This is a genomic window from Mycolicibacterium stellerae (assembly GCF_003719305.1).
In the GTDB taxonomy this organism is placed as follows: Bacteria; Actinomycetota; Actinomycetes; order Mycobacteriales; family Mycobacteriaceae; genus Mycobacterium; species Mycobacterium stellerae.
On sequence record NZ_RARC01000002.1, the window covers coordinates 236510 to 249324 of the forward strand.

Annotated in this window: 14 protein-coding genes and 2 tRNA genes; 6 read left to right on the top strand and 10 right to left on the bottom strand. The window is 66.2% G+C overall.

What is annotated here, in order from left to right; translation table 11 throughout:
- Positions 1 to 17: 17 nt before the first annotated feature.
- A complete protein-coding gene (locus tag D6M19_RS03965; protein ID WP_123023860.1) occupies positions 18 to 719 on the top strand; it encodes an IclR family transcriptional regulator in 702 nt (233 codons plus the stop codon).
- 121 nt (positions 720 to 840) lie between these two features.
- Here the strand turns inward: D6M19_RS03965 and D6M19_RS03970 are convergent.
- The 4 genes from D6M19_RS03970 to D6M19_RS03985 all read right to left on the bottom strand — a co-directional run bounded on the left by D6M19_RS03970 (position 841) and on the right by D6M19_RS03985 (position 3449).
- Positions 841 to 913: transfer RNA gene (locus D6M19_RS03970), tRNA-Glu, on the bottom strand.
- A gap of 61 nt (positions 914 to 974) precedes the next feature.
- Positions 975 to 1046 (bottom strand) — tRNA-Gln (locus D6M19_RS03975).
- A gap of 118 nt (positions 1047 to 1164) precedes the next feature.
- The gene (gene gltX / locus D6M19_RS03980; protein WP_123023861.1) at positions 1165 to 2667 is read right to left on the bottom strand and encodes a glutamate--tRNA ligase; all 1503 of its coding nucleotides are present in this window, start codon (positions 2665 to 2667) and stop codon (positions 1165 to 1167) included.
- Entirely contained in the window at positions 2664 to 3449 is a 786-nt protein-coding gene (locus D6M19_RS03985; RefSeq protein ID WP_123023862.1) for a fumarylacetoacetate hydrolase family protein, read from the bottom strand. Before D6M19_RS03985 ends, gltX begins: the two co-directional genes overlap by 4 nt.
- Before the next feature lie 115 nt (positions 3450 to 3564).
- Here D6M19_RS03985 and D6M19_RS03990 point away from each other — a divergent pair, with 115 nt between their 5' ends.
- Together D6M19_RS03990 and D6M19_RS03995 are read left to right on the top strand one after the other, a co-directional pair.
- Positions 3565 to 4761: an MFS transporter gene (locus D6M19_RS03990; RefSeq protein ID WP_123023863.1), complete on the top strand. Its 1197-nt coding sequence runs from the start codon at positions 3565 to 3567 to the stop codon at positions 4759 to 4761.
- A gap of 134 nt (positions 4762 to 4895) precedes the next feature.
- Positions 4896 to 5213, top strand: a complete 318-nt coding sequence (locus D6M19_RS03995; protein ID WP_123023864.1) for a DUF4333 domain-containing protein — start codon at positions 4896 to 4898, stop codon at positions 5211 to 5213.
- 7 nt (positions 5214 to 5220) lie between these two features.
- On the opposite strand, the gene D6M19_RS04000 is transcribed toward D6M19_RS03995, so the two are convergent.
- Positions 5221 to 5655: a MarR family winged helix-turn-helix transcriptional regulator gene (locus D6M19_RS04000; protein ID WP_123023865.1), complete on the bottom strand. Its 435-nt coding sequence runs from the start codon at positions 5653 to 5655 to the stop codon at positions 5221 to 5223.
- A 60-nt stretch (positions 5656 to 5715) separates the two neighbouring features.
- On the opposite strand from D6M19_RS04000, the gene D6M19_RS04005 reads away from it, so the two are divergent.
- Complete coding sequence (locus D6M19_RS04005) at positions 5716 to 6039, top strand: antibiotic biosynthesis monooxygenase family protein (RefSeq protein WP_123023866.1); 324 nt, start codon at positions 5716 to 5718, stop codon at positions 6037 to 6039.
- On the opposite strand, the gene D6M19_RS04010 is transcribed toward D6M19_RS04005, so the two are convergent.
- The 3 genes from D6M19_RS04010 to serA all read right to left on the bottom strand — a co-directional run bounded on the left by D6M19_RS04010 (position 6036) and on the right by serA (position 9237).
- Positions 6036 to 6560 carry a hypothetical protein gene (locus tag D6M19_RS04010; protein ID WP_234834689.1) on the bottom strand — a complete coding sequence of 175 codons (525 nt, stop codon included), beginning with the start codon at positions 6558 to 6560 and terminating at the stop codon, positions 6036 to 6038. The genes D6M19_RS04005 and D6M19_RS04010 overlap by 4 nt on opposite strands.
- 83 nt (positions 6561 to 6643) lie before the next feature.
- Positions 6644 to 7654, bottom strand: a complete 1011-nt coding sequence (locus D6M19_RS04015) for a 3-isopropylmalate dehydrogenase (protein WP_123023868.1) — start codon at positions 7652 to 7654, stop codon at positions 6644 to 6646.
- A complete protein-coding gene (gene serA, locus D6M19_RS04020; protein ID WP_123023869.1) occupies positions 7651 to 9237 on the bottom strand; it encodes a phosphoglycerate dehydrogenase in 1587 nt (528 codons plus the stop codon). Before serA ends, D6M19_RS04015 begins: the two co-directional genes overlap by 4 nt.
- Positions 9238 to 9291: 54 nt before the next feature.
- Here serA and D6M19_RS04025 point away from each other — a divergent pair, with 54 nt between their 5' ends.
- Together D6M19_RS04025 and D6M19_RS04030 are read left to right on the top strand one after the other, a co-directional pair.
- Entirely contained in the window at positions 9292 to 10722 is a 1431-nt protein-coding gene (locus D6M19_RS04025) for a phytoene desaturase family protein (RefSeq protein WP_123023870.1), read from the top strand.
- Positions 10719 to 11180 (top strand): phosphoribosyltransferase, encoded by a 462-nt coding sequence (locus D6M19_RS04030; RefSeq protein WP_123023871.1) that lies wholly within the window; start codon positions 10719 to 10721, stop codon positions 11178 to 11180. The genes D6M19_RS04025 and D6M19_RS04030 overlap by 4 nt, the downstream gene beginning before the upstream one ends.
- 63 nt (positions 11181 to 11243) lie before the next feature.
- On the opposite strand, the gene ilvC is transcribed toward D6M19_RS04030, so the two are convergent.
- Together ilvC and ilvN are read right to left on the bottom strand one after the other, a co-directional pair.
- Complete coding sequence (ilvC, locus tag D6M19_RS04035; RefSeq protein WP_206428450.1) at positions 11244 to 12245, bottom strand: ketol-acid reductoisomerase; 1002 nt, start codon at positions 12243 to 12245, stop codon at positions 11244 to 11246.
- A 43-nt stretch (positions 12246 to 12288) separates the two neighbouring features.
- The gene (ilvN, locus tag D6M19_RS04040) at positions 12289 to 12798 is read right to left on the bottom strand and encodes an acetolactate synthase small subunit (protein ID WP_123023873.1); all 510 of its coding nucleotides are present in this window, start codon (positions 12796 to 12798) and stop codon (positions 12289 to 12291) included.
- Positions 12799 to 12815 lie beyond the last annotated feature (17 nt).

Below are 12815 nucleotides of genomic sequence, written 5' to 3' on the forward strand. Positions count from 1 at the left end.
AACGCTAGTATCTCCTTGTGAGACAGGATAGCGGAATCGGCGTGCTCGACAAAGCGGTGGGCGTGCTGCACACGATCGCCGAATCGCCGTGCGGACTTGCGGACTTGTGCGAGCGGACGGGTCTGCCGAGGGCCACCGCGCACCGACTCGCCGCGGGCCTGGAGGTTCACCGGCTGCTCGCCCGCGACGACGAGGGCCGCTGGCGGCTCGGGCCCGCACTCGTCGAGTTGGCCGGTCAGGTCAACGATCCGTTGTTGGCTGCGGGCGCCGCCGTGTTGCCGAGGCTGCGGGAGATCACCGGCGAGAGCGTGCAGCTATACCGCCGCGAGGGCACGTCGCGAATCTGCGTTGTCGCTTTGGAACCACCTGCGGGCCTGAGAGATACGGTGCCCGTCGGCACCCGCCTGCCGATGACGGCTGGGTCGGGAGCCAAGATCCTGCTCGCCTACAGCGATGCAGCCACCCAGCAGGCGGTGCTGCCAACGGCCAAGTTCACCGATCGCGCTCTTGCGGAGGTGCGCAAGCGCGGCTGGGCGCAAAGCGTCGCAGAACGCGAGCCAGGCGTTGCGAGTGTCTCTGCGCCGGTGCGCGACGGGCGCGGCCAGGTGATCGCGGCGGTGTCGGTGTCAGGTCCGATCGACCGGATCGGCCGCAGGCCGGGAGCACGGTGGGCGGCAGACCTGTTGGCGGCCGCCGACGCGTTGACAAGAAGGTTGTAAGAGTCTGCCCGTCGGCTTTAACTCTTGTGATCCTCGCGCGTTCTCCGAACGCGCTCGTCAACAAGCTCAATCGCCTCGGACACCGAGAGCAAGCTCTCGTGTCTCTCGGCTCACTCGCTTGTACCCCCGATGGGATTCGAACCCACGCTACCGCCGTGAGAGGGCGGCGTCCTAGGCCGCTAGACGACGGGGGCTAGAACTTTCGAAGGGTCAGCATAGCTCAGGAGCCAAAGCCGACCCAATTCGTTCGCGCTGCTGGGGTACCAGGACTCGAACCTAGAATGGCGGTACCAGAAACCGCTGTGTTGCCAATTACACCATACCCCATCGGCCGCCTGTAACCGCTGGTCACACGCTATTTTCCGACTCCGCAGACAGTTGAAGGGCAACATGCCTGTGATGCCGGGCCGACGTGCAGATTACCAAAGATTCCGGATCGGTTTTCTCACCCGTCGGCCGCTGCCGCCGCGGCACGTTCGCGACCTGCGGCGAGCCGGTGCAGGCTGCGGTCGCGGCCGAGCAGCTCGAGCGACTCGAACAGCGGCGGGCTGATCGATGCTCCGGTTGCGGCAACCCGGACCGGGCCGAAGGCCTTGCGCGGCTTGACCGCCAAGTTCTCCAGCAGCGCAACCTTGAGGGCCTCTTCGATTTTGTCGGTCTTCCACTCGTCGACGCCCCCGAGTGCGCTGATCGCGGCGTCGAGCACCGGGCCCGCCTCGGCGCGCAGCTCCTTGGCCGCCGCCTTCTCGTCGAGCGCGAACTCGTCGTCGTTGAGGAACTTCAACAGGTCCCACGCGTCGGCGAGCACGACGATGCGGGTCTGCACCAGCCGCGCGGCCTCGGCGAACTGTTCATCGTCGCATCCGGTGTCATACGCGTGGGCCTCGAAGTACGCCCTCAGCCGTTGGGTGAAGTCCTGCTCGCTCAGCAGCCGAATGTGATCGGCGTTCAGCGCATCGGCCTTCTTCTGATCGAAGCGGGCCGGGTTGGAGTTGACGTCGGTCACATCGAAGGCCGCGACCATCTCGTCGAGGCTGAACACGTCGCGGTCGTCGGCGATCGACCAGCCCAGCAGCGCCAGGTAATTCAGCAGCCCCTCGGGGATGAAGCCACGGTCGCGGTGCAGGAACAGATTTGACTGCGGGTCGCGCTTGGACAGTTTCTTGGTGCCCTCGCCGAGCACGGCGGGCAGATGCCCGAACTCCGGGATGCGTTCGGCCACACCGATGCGCATCAGCGCCCGGTACAGCGCGATCTGCCGCGGCGTGGACGACAACAGGTCTTCGCCGCGCAGCACGTGGGTGATCTTCATCAGCGCGTCGTCGACCGGGTTGACCAACGTGTACAGCGGATCCCCGCTGCCACGGGTCAGCGCGTAGTCCGGCACGGTGCCTGGCGCGAATGTCGTTTCGCCGCGGACCAGGTCGGTCCAGGTGATCGCGTCGTCGGGCATCCGCAGCCGCAGCACCGGCCTGCGGCCCTCCTTGCGCAGGGCGGCACGCTGTTCATCGGTGAGGTCGCGATCGAAGTTGTCGTAGCCGAGTTTCGGGTTGCGGCCCGCGGCGAGATGGCGGGCCTCCACCTCCTCGGGTGTGGAGTACGCCTCATACACCTCCCCCGCCGCAACCAGTCGCGCCAGCACGTCGCGGTAGATGTCGCGGCGCTCGGACTGGCGGTAGGGACCGTGGGGTCCACCGACCTCTGGGCCCTCGTCGTAATTCAGCCCAAGCCAGTTCAGCGCGTCCAGAAGCGCGAGATAGCTTTCCTCGCTGTCGCGTTCGGCGTCGGTGTCTTCGAGCCGGAACACGAAGTCGCCACCCGTGTGGCGTGCGTACGCCCAGTTGAACAACGCGGTGCGGATCAGGCCGACGTGCGGTGTGCCGGTCGGCGACGGGCAGAACCTCACCCGAACTGTCGTATCGCTGCGTGCTGCGTCCGCAGCTGTCATGGCTTCGCCTTGCGCACAACGGGATTGGTCAACGTCCCGATCCCCTCGATGGTGATGCTCACGGTGTCGCCGTCCTCGATCGGTCCGACGCCATCGGGCGTCCCCGTGAGGATGAGGTCACCGGGCAGCAGCGTCATCACCGCCGAGATCCATTCCACGATCGCGCCGACGTCGTGGATCATGTTCGACGTCCGGCTGTCCTGCTTGACTTCGCCGTTGACCTCGGTGCGGATCGCGAGGTCGCTCGGATCGACGTCGGTCGCGATCCAGGGCCCGACGGGACAGAAGGTGTCGTGGCCCTTGGCGCGAGTCCACTGGCCGTCCTTTTTCTGCTGATCGCGTGCCGAAACATCGTTGGCGATGGTGTAGCCGAGGATGTTCTGGGCCACCTGGGCTGCGGGCACGTCCTTGCACGGCCTGCCGATGACAGCCGCCAGCTCCCCCTCGAAGTGCACCGGGTTTGCGTCGGCGGGCAACTGGATCGGTACATTCGGCCCGACGATCGCGGTGTTGGGCTTCATGAAGATGATCGGGTCGGCGAACTCACCGCCGCCCATCTCCGCGATGTGTGCGGCGTAGTTCTTGCCGATGCAGACCACCTTGCTGGCCAGGATCGGCGCGAGCAACCGGACGTCGGCCAGCGGCCATTGCCGCCCCGTGAAGGTGGGGTTGCCGAACGGATGCTCGGCGATCTCCCTGACGACGGCTGCGGGGTCGTCGGGCGATCCCTCGACACTGACGAAGGCGACCCCGTCGGGGCTGGCGATTCGGCCTAGGCGCATCGTCCCAGCCTAGTGGGCGGCACCGCGGCCGTCGGCAGCCACTCCTTGCTTCGCTGTTCTCACTATTTGAGATTGCTGTTCAATATGCTGAGACGCTTATGCGACGATATTCGGCATGACGGTGGAGAACATCGGCACCGCGCGGCGCTGGTCGATGCTCGCGATCGCACTGACGGCGACGTTGTTCGCGAATGTGTTCATCAACGGTGCGGCATTTCTGATTCCGACGTTGCACACCGAACGCGGACTCGACCTGGCCGCGGCGGGCTTGTTGTCGTCGATGCCGAGCTTCGGCATGGTGTTCACCCTGATCGCGTGGGGCTATGTCGTGGACCGGATAGGCGAACGCGTCGTGCTGGCCGTTGGCTCCGCGCTGACCGCGGCTGCGGCGTTCGCGGCGGCATCTGCGCACTCGCTGGTCGGGGTCGGCGCGTTTCTGCTTCTGGGTGGAATGGCGGCAGCAAGCAGCAACACCGCCAGCGGCCGGCTGGTGGTGGGTTGGTTCCCGCCGCAACAGCGCGGCCTCGTGATGGGCATCCGGCAGACGGCCCAACCGTTGGGAGTAGGCCTGGGCGCCTTGGTGATTCCACGGCTGGCGGAGAACTACGGCGTTTCGACCGCACTGCTGTTTCCGGCCGTGGTGTGCGCGGTGGCCGCCGTGGTAAGCGCGGTGGCCGTGAAGGATCCGCCCCGCCCGCCGCGCGCGGAGGCCGCCGAGCACGAGCTCGCCAATCCGTATCGGGGCTCGACGACACTGTGGCGTATCCATGCGGTATCGGTGCTTCTGGTTGCGCCGCAGGTGGTGGTATGGACGTTTACGTTGGTCTGGTTGATGGTCGAACGCGGCTGGTCGGCGAGTTCGGCAGGCCTGCTTGTGACGCTCGCGCAGGTGCTCGGCGCGGCGGGCCGGATAGCGGCGGGCCGGTGGTCGGACGTCGCGGGCTCGCGGCTGAAGCCGATCCGCGTCATCGCGCTCGCCGCGGCCGCATCGATGGGCCTGTTGGCGGTGACCGACTGGCTGAACTCGCCGATCAGCGTCGCGATGGTGATCGTCGCATCGGTGATCACCGTGTCCGACAACGGGTTAGCGTTCACCGCGATCGCCGAGATCGCCGGACCGTTCTGGAGCGGGCGGGCCCTCGGCACGCAGAACACCAGCCAACTCCTGACCGCGGGCATCGCACCCCCGTTGTTCGGCGCGTTGATCGGCGTCGCGGGGTATGCCGCCGCGTTCGCGGTGTGCGCACTCTTCCCGGTGATCGCGATACCGCTGGTTCCCGTCGCTGCCGATCCGCTTAGCGATCGCGGCTAGGAGACCGGCGCGTCGGGACCATGTAACTGTCGCAAATAGTCCAAGGTTTGTGATCAGACTGCACACCAGCGTCGACACGATATGGCAGAGTGCTCCGCAAACGTAGTGGCAATAGCCCGCACTAGGAGGTAGCAATGCGGCGACTTGTCGGTTCGATGGCGTGGGCCGCTGCTGCGGTGGCGACCGCAGTGGCGTGCTCCTTCTCCGCCGGGAGCGGCGTCTCGGTGGACAAGAACGACCTCGCCAAAGAGATCTCGGCCCAACTCGAGAAACAGGTCGGGCGAGCGCCCGAATCCGTCGATTGTCCCGACGACCTCAAGGGCGAAGTCGGCGCCACGACCCGCTGCACCCTCAACGACGCGGGCAAAACCTACGGCGTGGACGTGAACGTGACCAAGGTCGAAGGCACCGACGTCAAGTTCGACCTCAAGGTGGACGACAAGCCGCAGTAGGACACGCCTACTCGGCCTCCAGGTTTTGAGCGCACCGGTCAAGGGATGCACTCAGTTGGCGTTGCGCACTCACCGAGATTCCCTCGAGCATGCGCGATTCCACCGCCATCACCGCGGTGTGGGCCGCGCTCAGCGCGTTGGCGCCGGTCGGAGTCAACTCAAGGGAGCGCGCGCGACCGCGCGGTGGCACCTTGGCATCCCTGACGAATCCCGACGACCTCAAGCCTGCGAGCAGATCCTGTAGCGATTGTCGCGTCACGAAGCACAGCCGAGCCAACTCAGAAGCCGATGCTTCCGGATGATCGGCAAGCGCACGCATCGCGGCGTACTGGGCCATCGAAAGTCCCGTTGGCCGCAGCGCGGCATCACATCGGCGGCGGACGGACTGTTGCACGCGTTTGACGAGATACCCGACTGCTCGTTCGGTATCGGACACCCTCATGACAGGAACCTTACATCAGTGGTACCGTGATGTTGTAAGGAACCTGACATAGGAGCGAGCATGACCACAATCCGCGAGAACAGCGACTGCGCAACCCTCATCAACGTTTTCACCGTCGATCCGCAAAGGGCAGACGAGCTGGCCACGTTGTTGGCGTCGGCGACCGAGGACGTCATGGCGCATCAGCCGGGGTTTCGGTCGGCCAACATCCACCTGAGCACCGATCGCACCCGTGTCGTCAATTACGCGCAGTGGGACAGTGCCGAGGCCTACCAAGCGATGTTGTCCGACGCCACCGCGCGCAAGCACATGGCGACGGCTGCCGCATTGGCGGTCAGCTTCGACCCGCACCTGTACACCGTCGAGTCCGTGCACGAGCGCTAGCGTCGGCCTGCGTCTTTGGGCTCAGTTCCTCGCGGCAGCACCTCCAGCGCCGCCACCAGGAAACACAGTGCACCGACGAAAGTGCCCGCGTTGGCCAACACCGCGTCCTCGGTCACACCGGAGTCGGTGACGAACGCGCCGAGCGCGGAGACGCCGAAGGCCACGCAGCCGATCATGTTGATCCACTCCGCTTGCCAGTCGCGGGATTTCAGCTCGATGTATCCGACGACCGCCGCCACCGCAACGACCCCGAGCACTCCGCTCACCAAGAAGGCGAACGAGCCGAACATGTCGGGCGCCCACACCAGTCGCCGTTCGGGTTCCACCGCGTGTGCCCACAGCGAAGCGCCGGTGCTGATGTTGAACAGGATCGTGCCGACGAATTGCGTTGCCGCCGAGAACCACCCGATCCCGAGCGCAGGCCGGGCCAATACCAGCTGCATCCATCCCGCCGTCGTGAAGAACCATGAGCCGATGAAACACAGCAGGTTGCACAACCCGGCACCCACAGTCGCAGACATCCCAGGCAGCGTGGCGATCGCGAACAACGTCGAACCGATCGCAAACAGCCAGCACTGTCGCCGCAGCGTCGCCACCGGCGCGCCTACAGGCTTGCGATGATCCGTTCGCTGACCTCCGTCGTCGACAACTTCGCGTCACCGCGAGTCGCCAGATGTTGCTCGACGGCCTTGTCGACACGCGCCGCGGCGTCGGCCTCACCGACATGCGATAGGAGCAGAGCCACCGATGTGATCGCCGCCGTCGGGTCGGCGATACCCTGACCGGCGATGTCGGGCGCGCTTCCGTGCACGGGTTCGAACATCGACGGATTGGTGCGGGTGGCGTCGATATTGCCGCTGGCCGCCAGCCCGATACCGCCGGACACCGCGGCGGCCAGGTCGGTGATGATGTCGCCGAAAAGGTTGTCGGTGACGATGACGTCGAACCGGCCCGGATCGGTCACCATATGGATGGTGGCCGCGTCGATGTGCTGATAGGCGACCTCGATGTCGGGATAGTCGCGGCCCACCTCGTCGACCACGCGCGACCACAACCTGCCCGCGAAGCTCAGCACGTTGGTTTTGTGCACCAGCGTCAGGTGCTTTCGGCGCGCAGCCGCGAGCGCGAAGGCGTAGCGGGCGACGCGCTCGACACCGAACGCGGTGTTCAGGCTGACCTCGGTGGCCACCTCGTGCGGTGTGCCGACACGGATGACGCCACCGGTGCCGGTGTAGGGGCCCTCGGTTCCCTCGCGCACGACCACGAAGTCGATCGGCGGATTACCCGCCAGCGGGCTGTCGACGCCCGGATACAGCTTGGATGGACGGAGATTCACGTGGTGGTCGAGTTGGAAACGCAACGTGAGCAACAACCCGCGTTCGAGCACACCGCTGGGCACGGAGGGATCGCCGATGGCGCCCAACAGAATCGCGTCATGAGCCCTCAGCTCGTCGACAACACCATCTGGCAGGGCCTCCCCCGTCGCGTGGTAGCGCCGAGCCCCGAGGTCGTACTCCGTCTTCTCGACGCCGGGCAGCACCACGTCGAGCACCTTGAGCGCCTCGCCGATGACCTCAGGTCCGATACCGTCGCCGGCAATCACCGCCAATTTCATGCCAGGTCCACCACTTCCAGCAGGTTGGCACCGACGGCGTCGGCGATCTCCGCACGCAGATCCGCAGGGACGTCCCGGTCGATGCGCATCAGGATCGTCGCGCTCTCACCCTCGGTGTCCTCGCTGAGCTGTGCGGCGTGGATGTTGACCCCGGCGGAACCGAGCAGCGTGCCGATCTTGCCCAGCGTTCCCGGTTGGTCGTCGTAGTTGATGATCAGGTTGATGCCCTCGGCGCGCAGGTCGAAGTTGCGGCCGTTGATCGCGACGATCTTCTCGACCTGCTGCGGACCCGACAACGTGCCAGCCACATTGGCGACCTGGCCGTCGGAGCACACGGCGCGCACGTCGACGACGCTGCGGTGATTAGGGCTCTCGGTGGCGGTGCTGATACTCGCCTCGACACCGCGCTCGGCGGCCAACGCGGGTGCGTTGACGAATGTCACCGGGTCCTCGATCACCGAGGAGAACAGCCCACGCAACGCTGAAAGTCGCAGCACCCCAACATCTTCGGCGGCAAGTTCACCGCGCACCTGAACCGAAATCGACACCGGCAACTCGGCCGAGAGCACGCCGATCAGGAGCCCAAGCTTGCGCACAAGGTCCAGCCACGGCGCCACTTCCTCGCCGACGACGCCGCCGCCGACGTTCACCGCATCCGGCACGAACTCGCCTGCCAGTGCCAGCTTCACACTTTCGGCGACATCGGTGCCGGCCCGGTCCTGCGCCTCGGCTGTCGATGCGCCGAGGTGCGGGGTGACGACGACCTGCGGGAGGTCGAACAGCGGGCTGTCGGTCGTCGGCTCGCTGGCGAACACATCCAGCCCCGCGCCACGAACATGACCGCTGGAGACCGCTTCGGCGAGCGCCTCCTCGTCGACGAGACCTCCGCGTGCGGCATTGACGATGATGACCCCCGGCTTGGTCCTAGCCAGGGCCTCCTTGCCGATGAGGCCGGCGGTCTCCGGCGTCTTCGGCAGGTGCACGGAGATGAAGTCCGACCGCGACAGCAGCTCGTCGAGCGACACGAGTTCGATCCCGAGCTGCGCGGCGCGGGCGGACGACACATACGGGTCGTAGGCCAGGATGTGCGTACCGAATGCCGCAAGGCGCTGGGCGACGAGCTGCCCGATCCGTCCGAGCCCGACTACGCCGACGGTCTTGCCGTAGATCTCGGTGCCCGAAAACGACGACCGCTTCCAGGTGTGTGCACGCAGCGACGCGTCGGCGGGGGCGATCTGGCGCGCGGCGGCCAGCATCAGCGCGAGCGCGTGCTCTGCGGCGCTGTGGATGTTCGACGTCGGCGCGTTCACCACCAGCACGCCGCGCGCGGTGGCGGCGTCGACATCGACGTTGTCCAGGCCGACGCCGGCCCGCGCGACGATCTTGAGTTTGGGCGCCGCGGCCAACACCTCGGCGTCGACGGTGGTTGCGGAGCGGACCAGCAGCGCGTCGGCCTCTGGCACCGCGGCCAGCAGCTTTTCGCGATCGGGGCCGTCCACCCAGCGGACCTCCACCTGGTCACCGAGCGCTGCCACAGTGGATTCGGCCAGTTTGTCGGCAATTAGTACAACGGGAAGACTCACCCGGCCAGCCTAATAGGCTCGAATCTTTGGTCGGGGGGCGGGAGAATCACAAGCGTGGACGTGACCGTCGTCGGCAGTGGACCCAACGGCCTGGCCGCGGCCGTCATTTGCGCGCGAGCAGGCCTGTCGGTGCGGGTGATCGAGGGACAGCCGACCGCGGGTGGTGGTGCCCGCAGCGCGCCCGACCCCGAATTCCCCGGCGTGCTCCACGACGTCTGCTCGGCGGTGCATCCGCTGGGGCTGGCCTCGCCGTTCTTCGCCGAGTTCGACCTCGCGGCGCGCGGCGTGCAGCTCGTCGCACCGGAGACGTCCTACGCCAATCCCCTGCCCGACGGGACCGCCGCGGTGGCCTACCGATCGCTGGATCGCACCTGTGAGGAGCTCGACGACGGCGCGTCGTGGCGACGACTCTTCGGCCCGTTGACCGAACACGTGGACGGAGTGCTGGGATTCTTCCTCGGCGACAAGCGGTCCCTGCCGCCGGATCTGCCGACGACGGTGCGCGCCGGTCTTCGGGTGCTCACCCAGGGCAGCCCCGCATGGAGTCTGCTGCGCGGCGAGGACGCCCGTGCACTGTTCACCGGCGTTGGCACGCACGCCATTTCGACGATGCCGTCGCCGGTCAACAGTGGTGCGGGGGTCATGCTGGGCACGTTGGCGCACACGGTGGGCTGGCCGGTGCCGGTTGGTGGAACGCAGATGATCCCCGACGCGTTGATCGCCGATCTGCGCTCCCACGGTGGCGAACTGGTGGTGGGTGAACCCGTCACCGCCCCGCCAGAGGGCGTGGCGATCTACGACACCGCACCAACGGCGCTGCTGGATATCTATGGCGATGCTGTTCCGTCACGGTATGCGAAGGCATTGCGCCGCTATCGATTCGGGCCCGGCGTATGCAAGGTCGACTTCGTGCTGTCGGGCGAGATCGGATGGCGTGACACGCGGGTCGGCCAGTCGCCGACCGTGCATCTGGGTGGGACGAGGGCACAGATGGCCCTTGCCGAACGTGAAATCGCGGCCGGACGGCACGCCGAATGGCCGATGACACTGGTCGCGCTGCCGCACCTGGCCGACCCGTCGCGCATCGACGATCAGGGCCGCAGGCCGTTGTGGACGTATGCACACGTGCCATCGGGGTCAACCGCCGACCTCACCGAGACGATCACCGGGATGTTCGAGGACGCCGCTCCGGGGTTTCGGGATCTGGTGGTTTCATCGCATTGCGTGCCCGCCTCCCAGATGTCGCATCACAACGCGAATTACGTCGGAGGCGACATCATCGTCGGCGGCGCTACCCTGTTCGCCGCGATGATCGGGCCGACGCTGCGCATGAATCCGTGGACGACCCCGATTCCGAAGGCGTACCTGTGCTCGTCGGCGACGCCACCCGGCACCGGCGTGCACGGCATGGCGGGCTACTACGCCGCGCGCACGGTGTTGCGGAAAGAGTTCGGTATCGGAGCACTGCCGAAGCTGGCACCGTGACGGCCGACCGGGAGGACCTGTCGTGGCAGTTGTTCGGTTCCGCCGCAGACGAATTGGCGGCAGGCGTGGCAGCAGACGGCTTCGCGCCCGACCTCATCCTCGCGGTCGCGCGCGGCGGACTTTTCGTTGCGGGCGCGCTCAGCTACACGTTGGGCGTGAAGAACGTCGCCGTCATGAACGTGGAGTTCTACACCGGGGTGGATGAGCGCCTTGACGTGCCGGTCGTGCTCCCACCGGTACCCAACACCGTCGACCTTGCCGGCGCGCGCGTGCTGATCGCCGATGACGTCGCCGACACCGGCGAGACGCTGCGTCTGGTGCGCGATTTCTGCGCCGACCATGTCGCCGACGCCCGCTGCGCGGTGCTGTACCAGAAGCCGCGGTCGAGCATCGACTGCGAATACGTCTGGCGCCACACCGACCGCTGGATCAACTTCCCGTGGTCGTCCCCCGCCTGATTGCGATTTCGGCGCGCTCATCGACGCTCAGCGCACGCGAGCGCGCCGAAATCGCTGAGACGGCTACGCGGTTTCGGTGATGGGGCGGTCGACCCAGCTCATCAGGTCGCGCAGCTTCTTGCCGGTCACCTCGATCGGGTGCTCGGCGTTCTGCTTGCGCAGCTCCTCGAGCTGCTTGTTGCCGCCCTCCACATTGGCCACCAGCTTCTTGACGAAGGTGCCGTCCTGGATCTCGGAGAGGATCTGCTCCATCCGCTTCTTGGTGTCGGCGTCGATGACCCGCGGACCCGAGAGATAGCCGCCGAACTCCGCGGTGTCAGACACCGAGTAGTTCATCCGGGCGATGCCACCCTCGTACATCAGGTCGACGATCAGCTTCAGCTCGTGCAGCACCTCGAAATACGCCAACTCGGGGGCGTATCCGGCCTCCACCATCACGTCGAAGCCGGTCTTCACCAGCTCCTCGGTGCCGCCGCACAGCACTGCCTGCTCGCCGAACAGGTCGGTCTCGGTCTCGTCCTTGAACGTGGTCTTGATGACGCCGGCGCGAGTACCGCCGATGGCTTTGGCGTAGGACAGTGTGAGCGCCTGGCCCTCGCCCTTGGGATCCTGTTCGACGGCGATGAGGCACGGCACGCCCTTGCCGTCGACGAACTGCCTGCGCACCAGGTGGCCCGGCCCCTTCGGCGCGACCATTCCGATGGTGACGTTGGCCGGCGGCTTGATCAGGTCAAAATGGATGTTGAGGCCGTGCCCGAAGAACAGCGCATTGCCGTCCTCGAGATTCGGCTCGATGTCGCTGGAGAAGATTTCGGCCTGCGCGGTGTCGGGTGCCAGCAGCATGATGACGTCGGCCCACTTGGCGACCTCGGCGGGGGTGTCCACGTCGAGGCCCTGGTCGGTGACCTTCGCCCGGGATTTCGAGCCTTCCTTCAGCCCGACCTTCACCTCGACGCCCGAATCGCGCAGGCTCAGCGAGTGCGCGTGACCCTGGCTGCCATAGCCGATGACGCCGACCTTGCGCCCCTGGATGATCGACAGGTCCGCGTCGTCGTCATAGAACATCTCAACTGCCACTGTATTTCCTTCTCTTCCAACTGATTTCGGGTTACTTGATGGTGCCGATGCCGCGCGGGCCGCGCGATAGCGACACCACTCCGGACTGCGCGAGTTCGCGGATACCGTATGGCTCCAGCACTCGCAGAAACGCTTCCAGCTTTGCAGGCGTGCCGGTCGCCTCGATCGTCAATGACTCCGTCGACACGTCGACGACCTTGGCGCGGAACAGGTTCACCGCTTCGATCACCTGGCCGCGGGTGGTGGCGTCGGCGCGCACCTTGACCAGGGCCAGTTCGCGCGAGACGTTGTTGTCATCGTCCTGCTCGACGATCTTGATCACGTTGATCAGCTTGTTGAGCTGTTTGGTGATCTGCTCGAGCGGCGACTCGTCCACGCTGACCACGATGGTCATCCGCGACATGTTCTTCTGCTCGGTGGCGCCGACGGCAAGCGACTGAATGTTGTAGCCGCGCCGCGAGAACAACGATGCCACGCGGGCCAGCACGCCGGGCTTGTCCTCGACGAGAACCGACAGCGTATGTGTTGGAGCTGTGCTCATGCCGCGACTCCCACTCG

What these genes read in the sequence shown, in the direction of transcription:
- gltX (WP_123023861.1), bottom strand. Translation starts at nt 2,667, where the DNA reads ATGACAGCTGCGGACGCAGCACGCAGCGATACGACAGTTCGGGTGAGG.
- D6M19_RS03985 (WP_123023862.1), bottom strand. Translation starts at nt 3,449, where the DNA reads ATGCGCCTAGGCCGAATCGCCAGCCCCGACGGGGTCGCCTTCGTCAGT.
- D6M19_RS03990 (WP_123023863.1), top strand. Translation starts at nt 3,565, where the DNA reads ATGACGGTGGAGAACATCGGCACCGCGCGGCGCTGGTCGATGCTCGCG.
- D6M19_RS03995 (WP_123023864.1), top strand. Translation starts at nt 4,896, where the DNA reads ATGCGGCGACTTGTCGGTTCGATGGCGTGGGCCGCTGCTGCGGTGGCG.
- D6M19_RS04000 (WP_123023865.1), bottom strand. Translation starts at nt 5,655, where the DNA reads ATGAGGGTGTCCGATACCGAACGAGCAGTCGGGTATCTCGTCAAACGC.
- D6M19_RS04005 (WP_123023866.1), top strand. Translation starts at nt 5,716, where the DNA reads ATGACCACAATCCGCGAGAACAGCGACTGCGCAACCCTCATCAACGTT.
- D6M19_RS04010 (WP_234834689.1), bottom strand. Translation starts at nt 6,560, where the DNA reads ATGTCTGCGACTGTGGGTGCCGGGTTGTGCAACCTGCTGTGTTTCATC.
- D6M19_RS04015 (WP_123023868.1), bottom strand. Translation starts at nt 7,654, where the DNA reads ATGAAATTGGCGGTGATTGCCGGCGACGGTATCGGACCTGAGGTCATC.
- ilvC (WP_206428450.1), bottom strand. Translation starts at nt 12,245, where the DNA reads ATGTTCTATGACGACGACGCGGACCTGTCGATCATCCAGGGGCGCAAG.
- ilvN (WP_123023873.1), bottom strand. Translation starts at nt 12,798, where the DNA reads ATGAGCACAGCTCCAACACATACGCTGTCGGTTCTCGTCGAGGACAAG.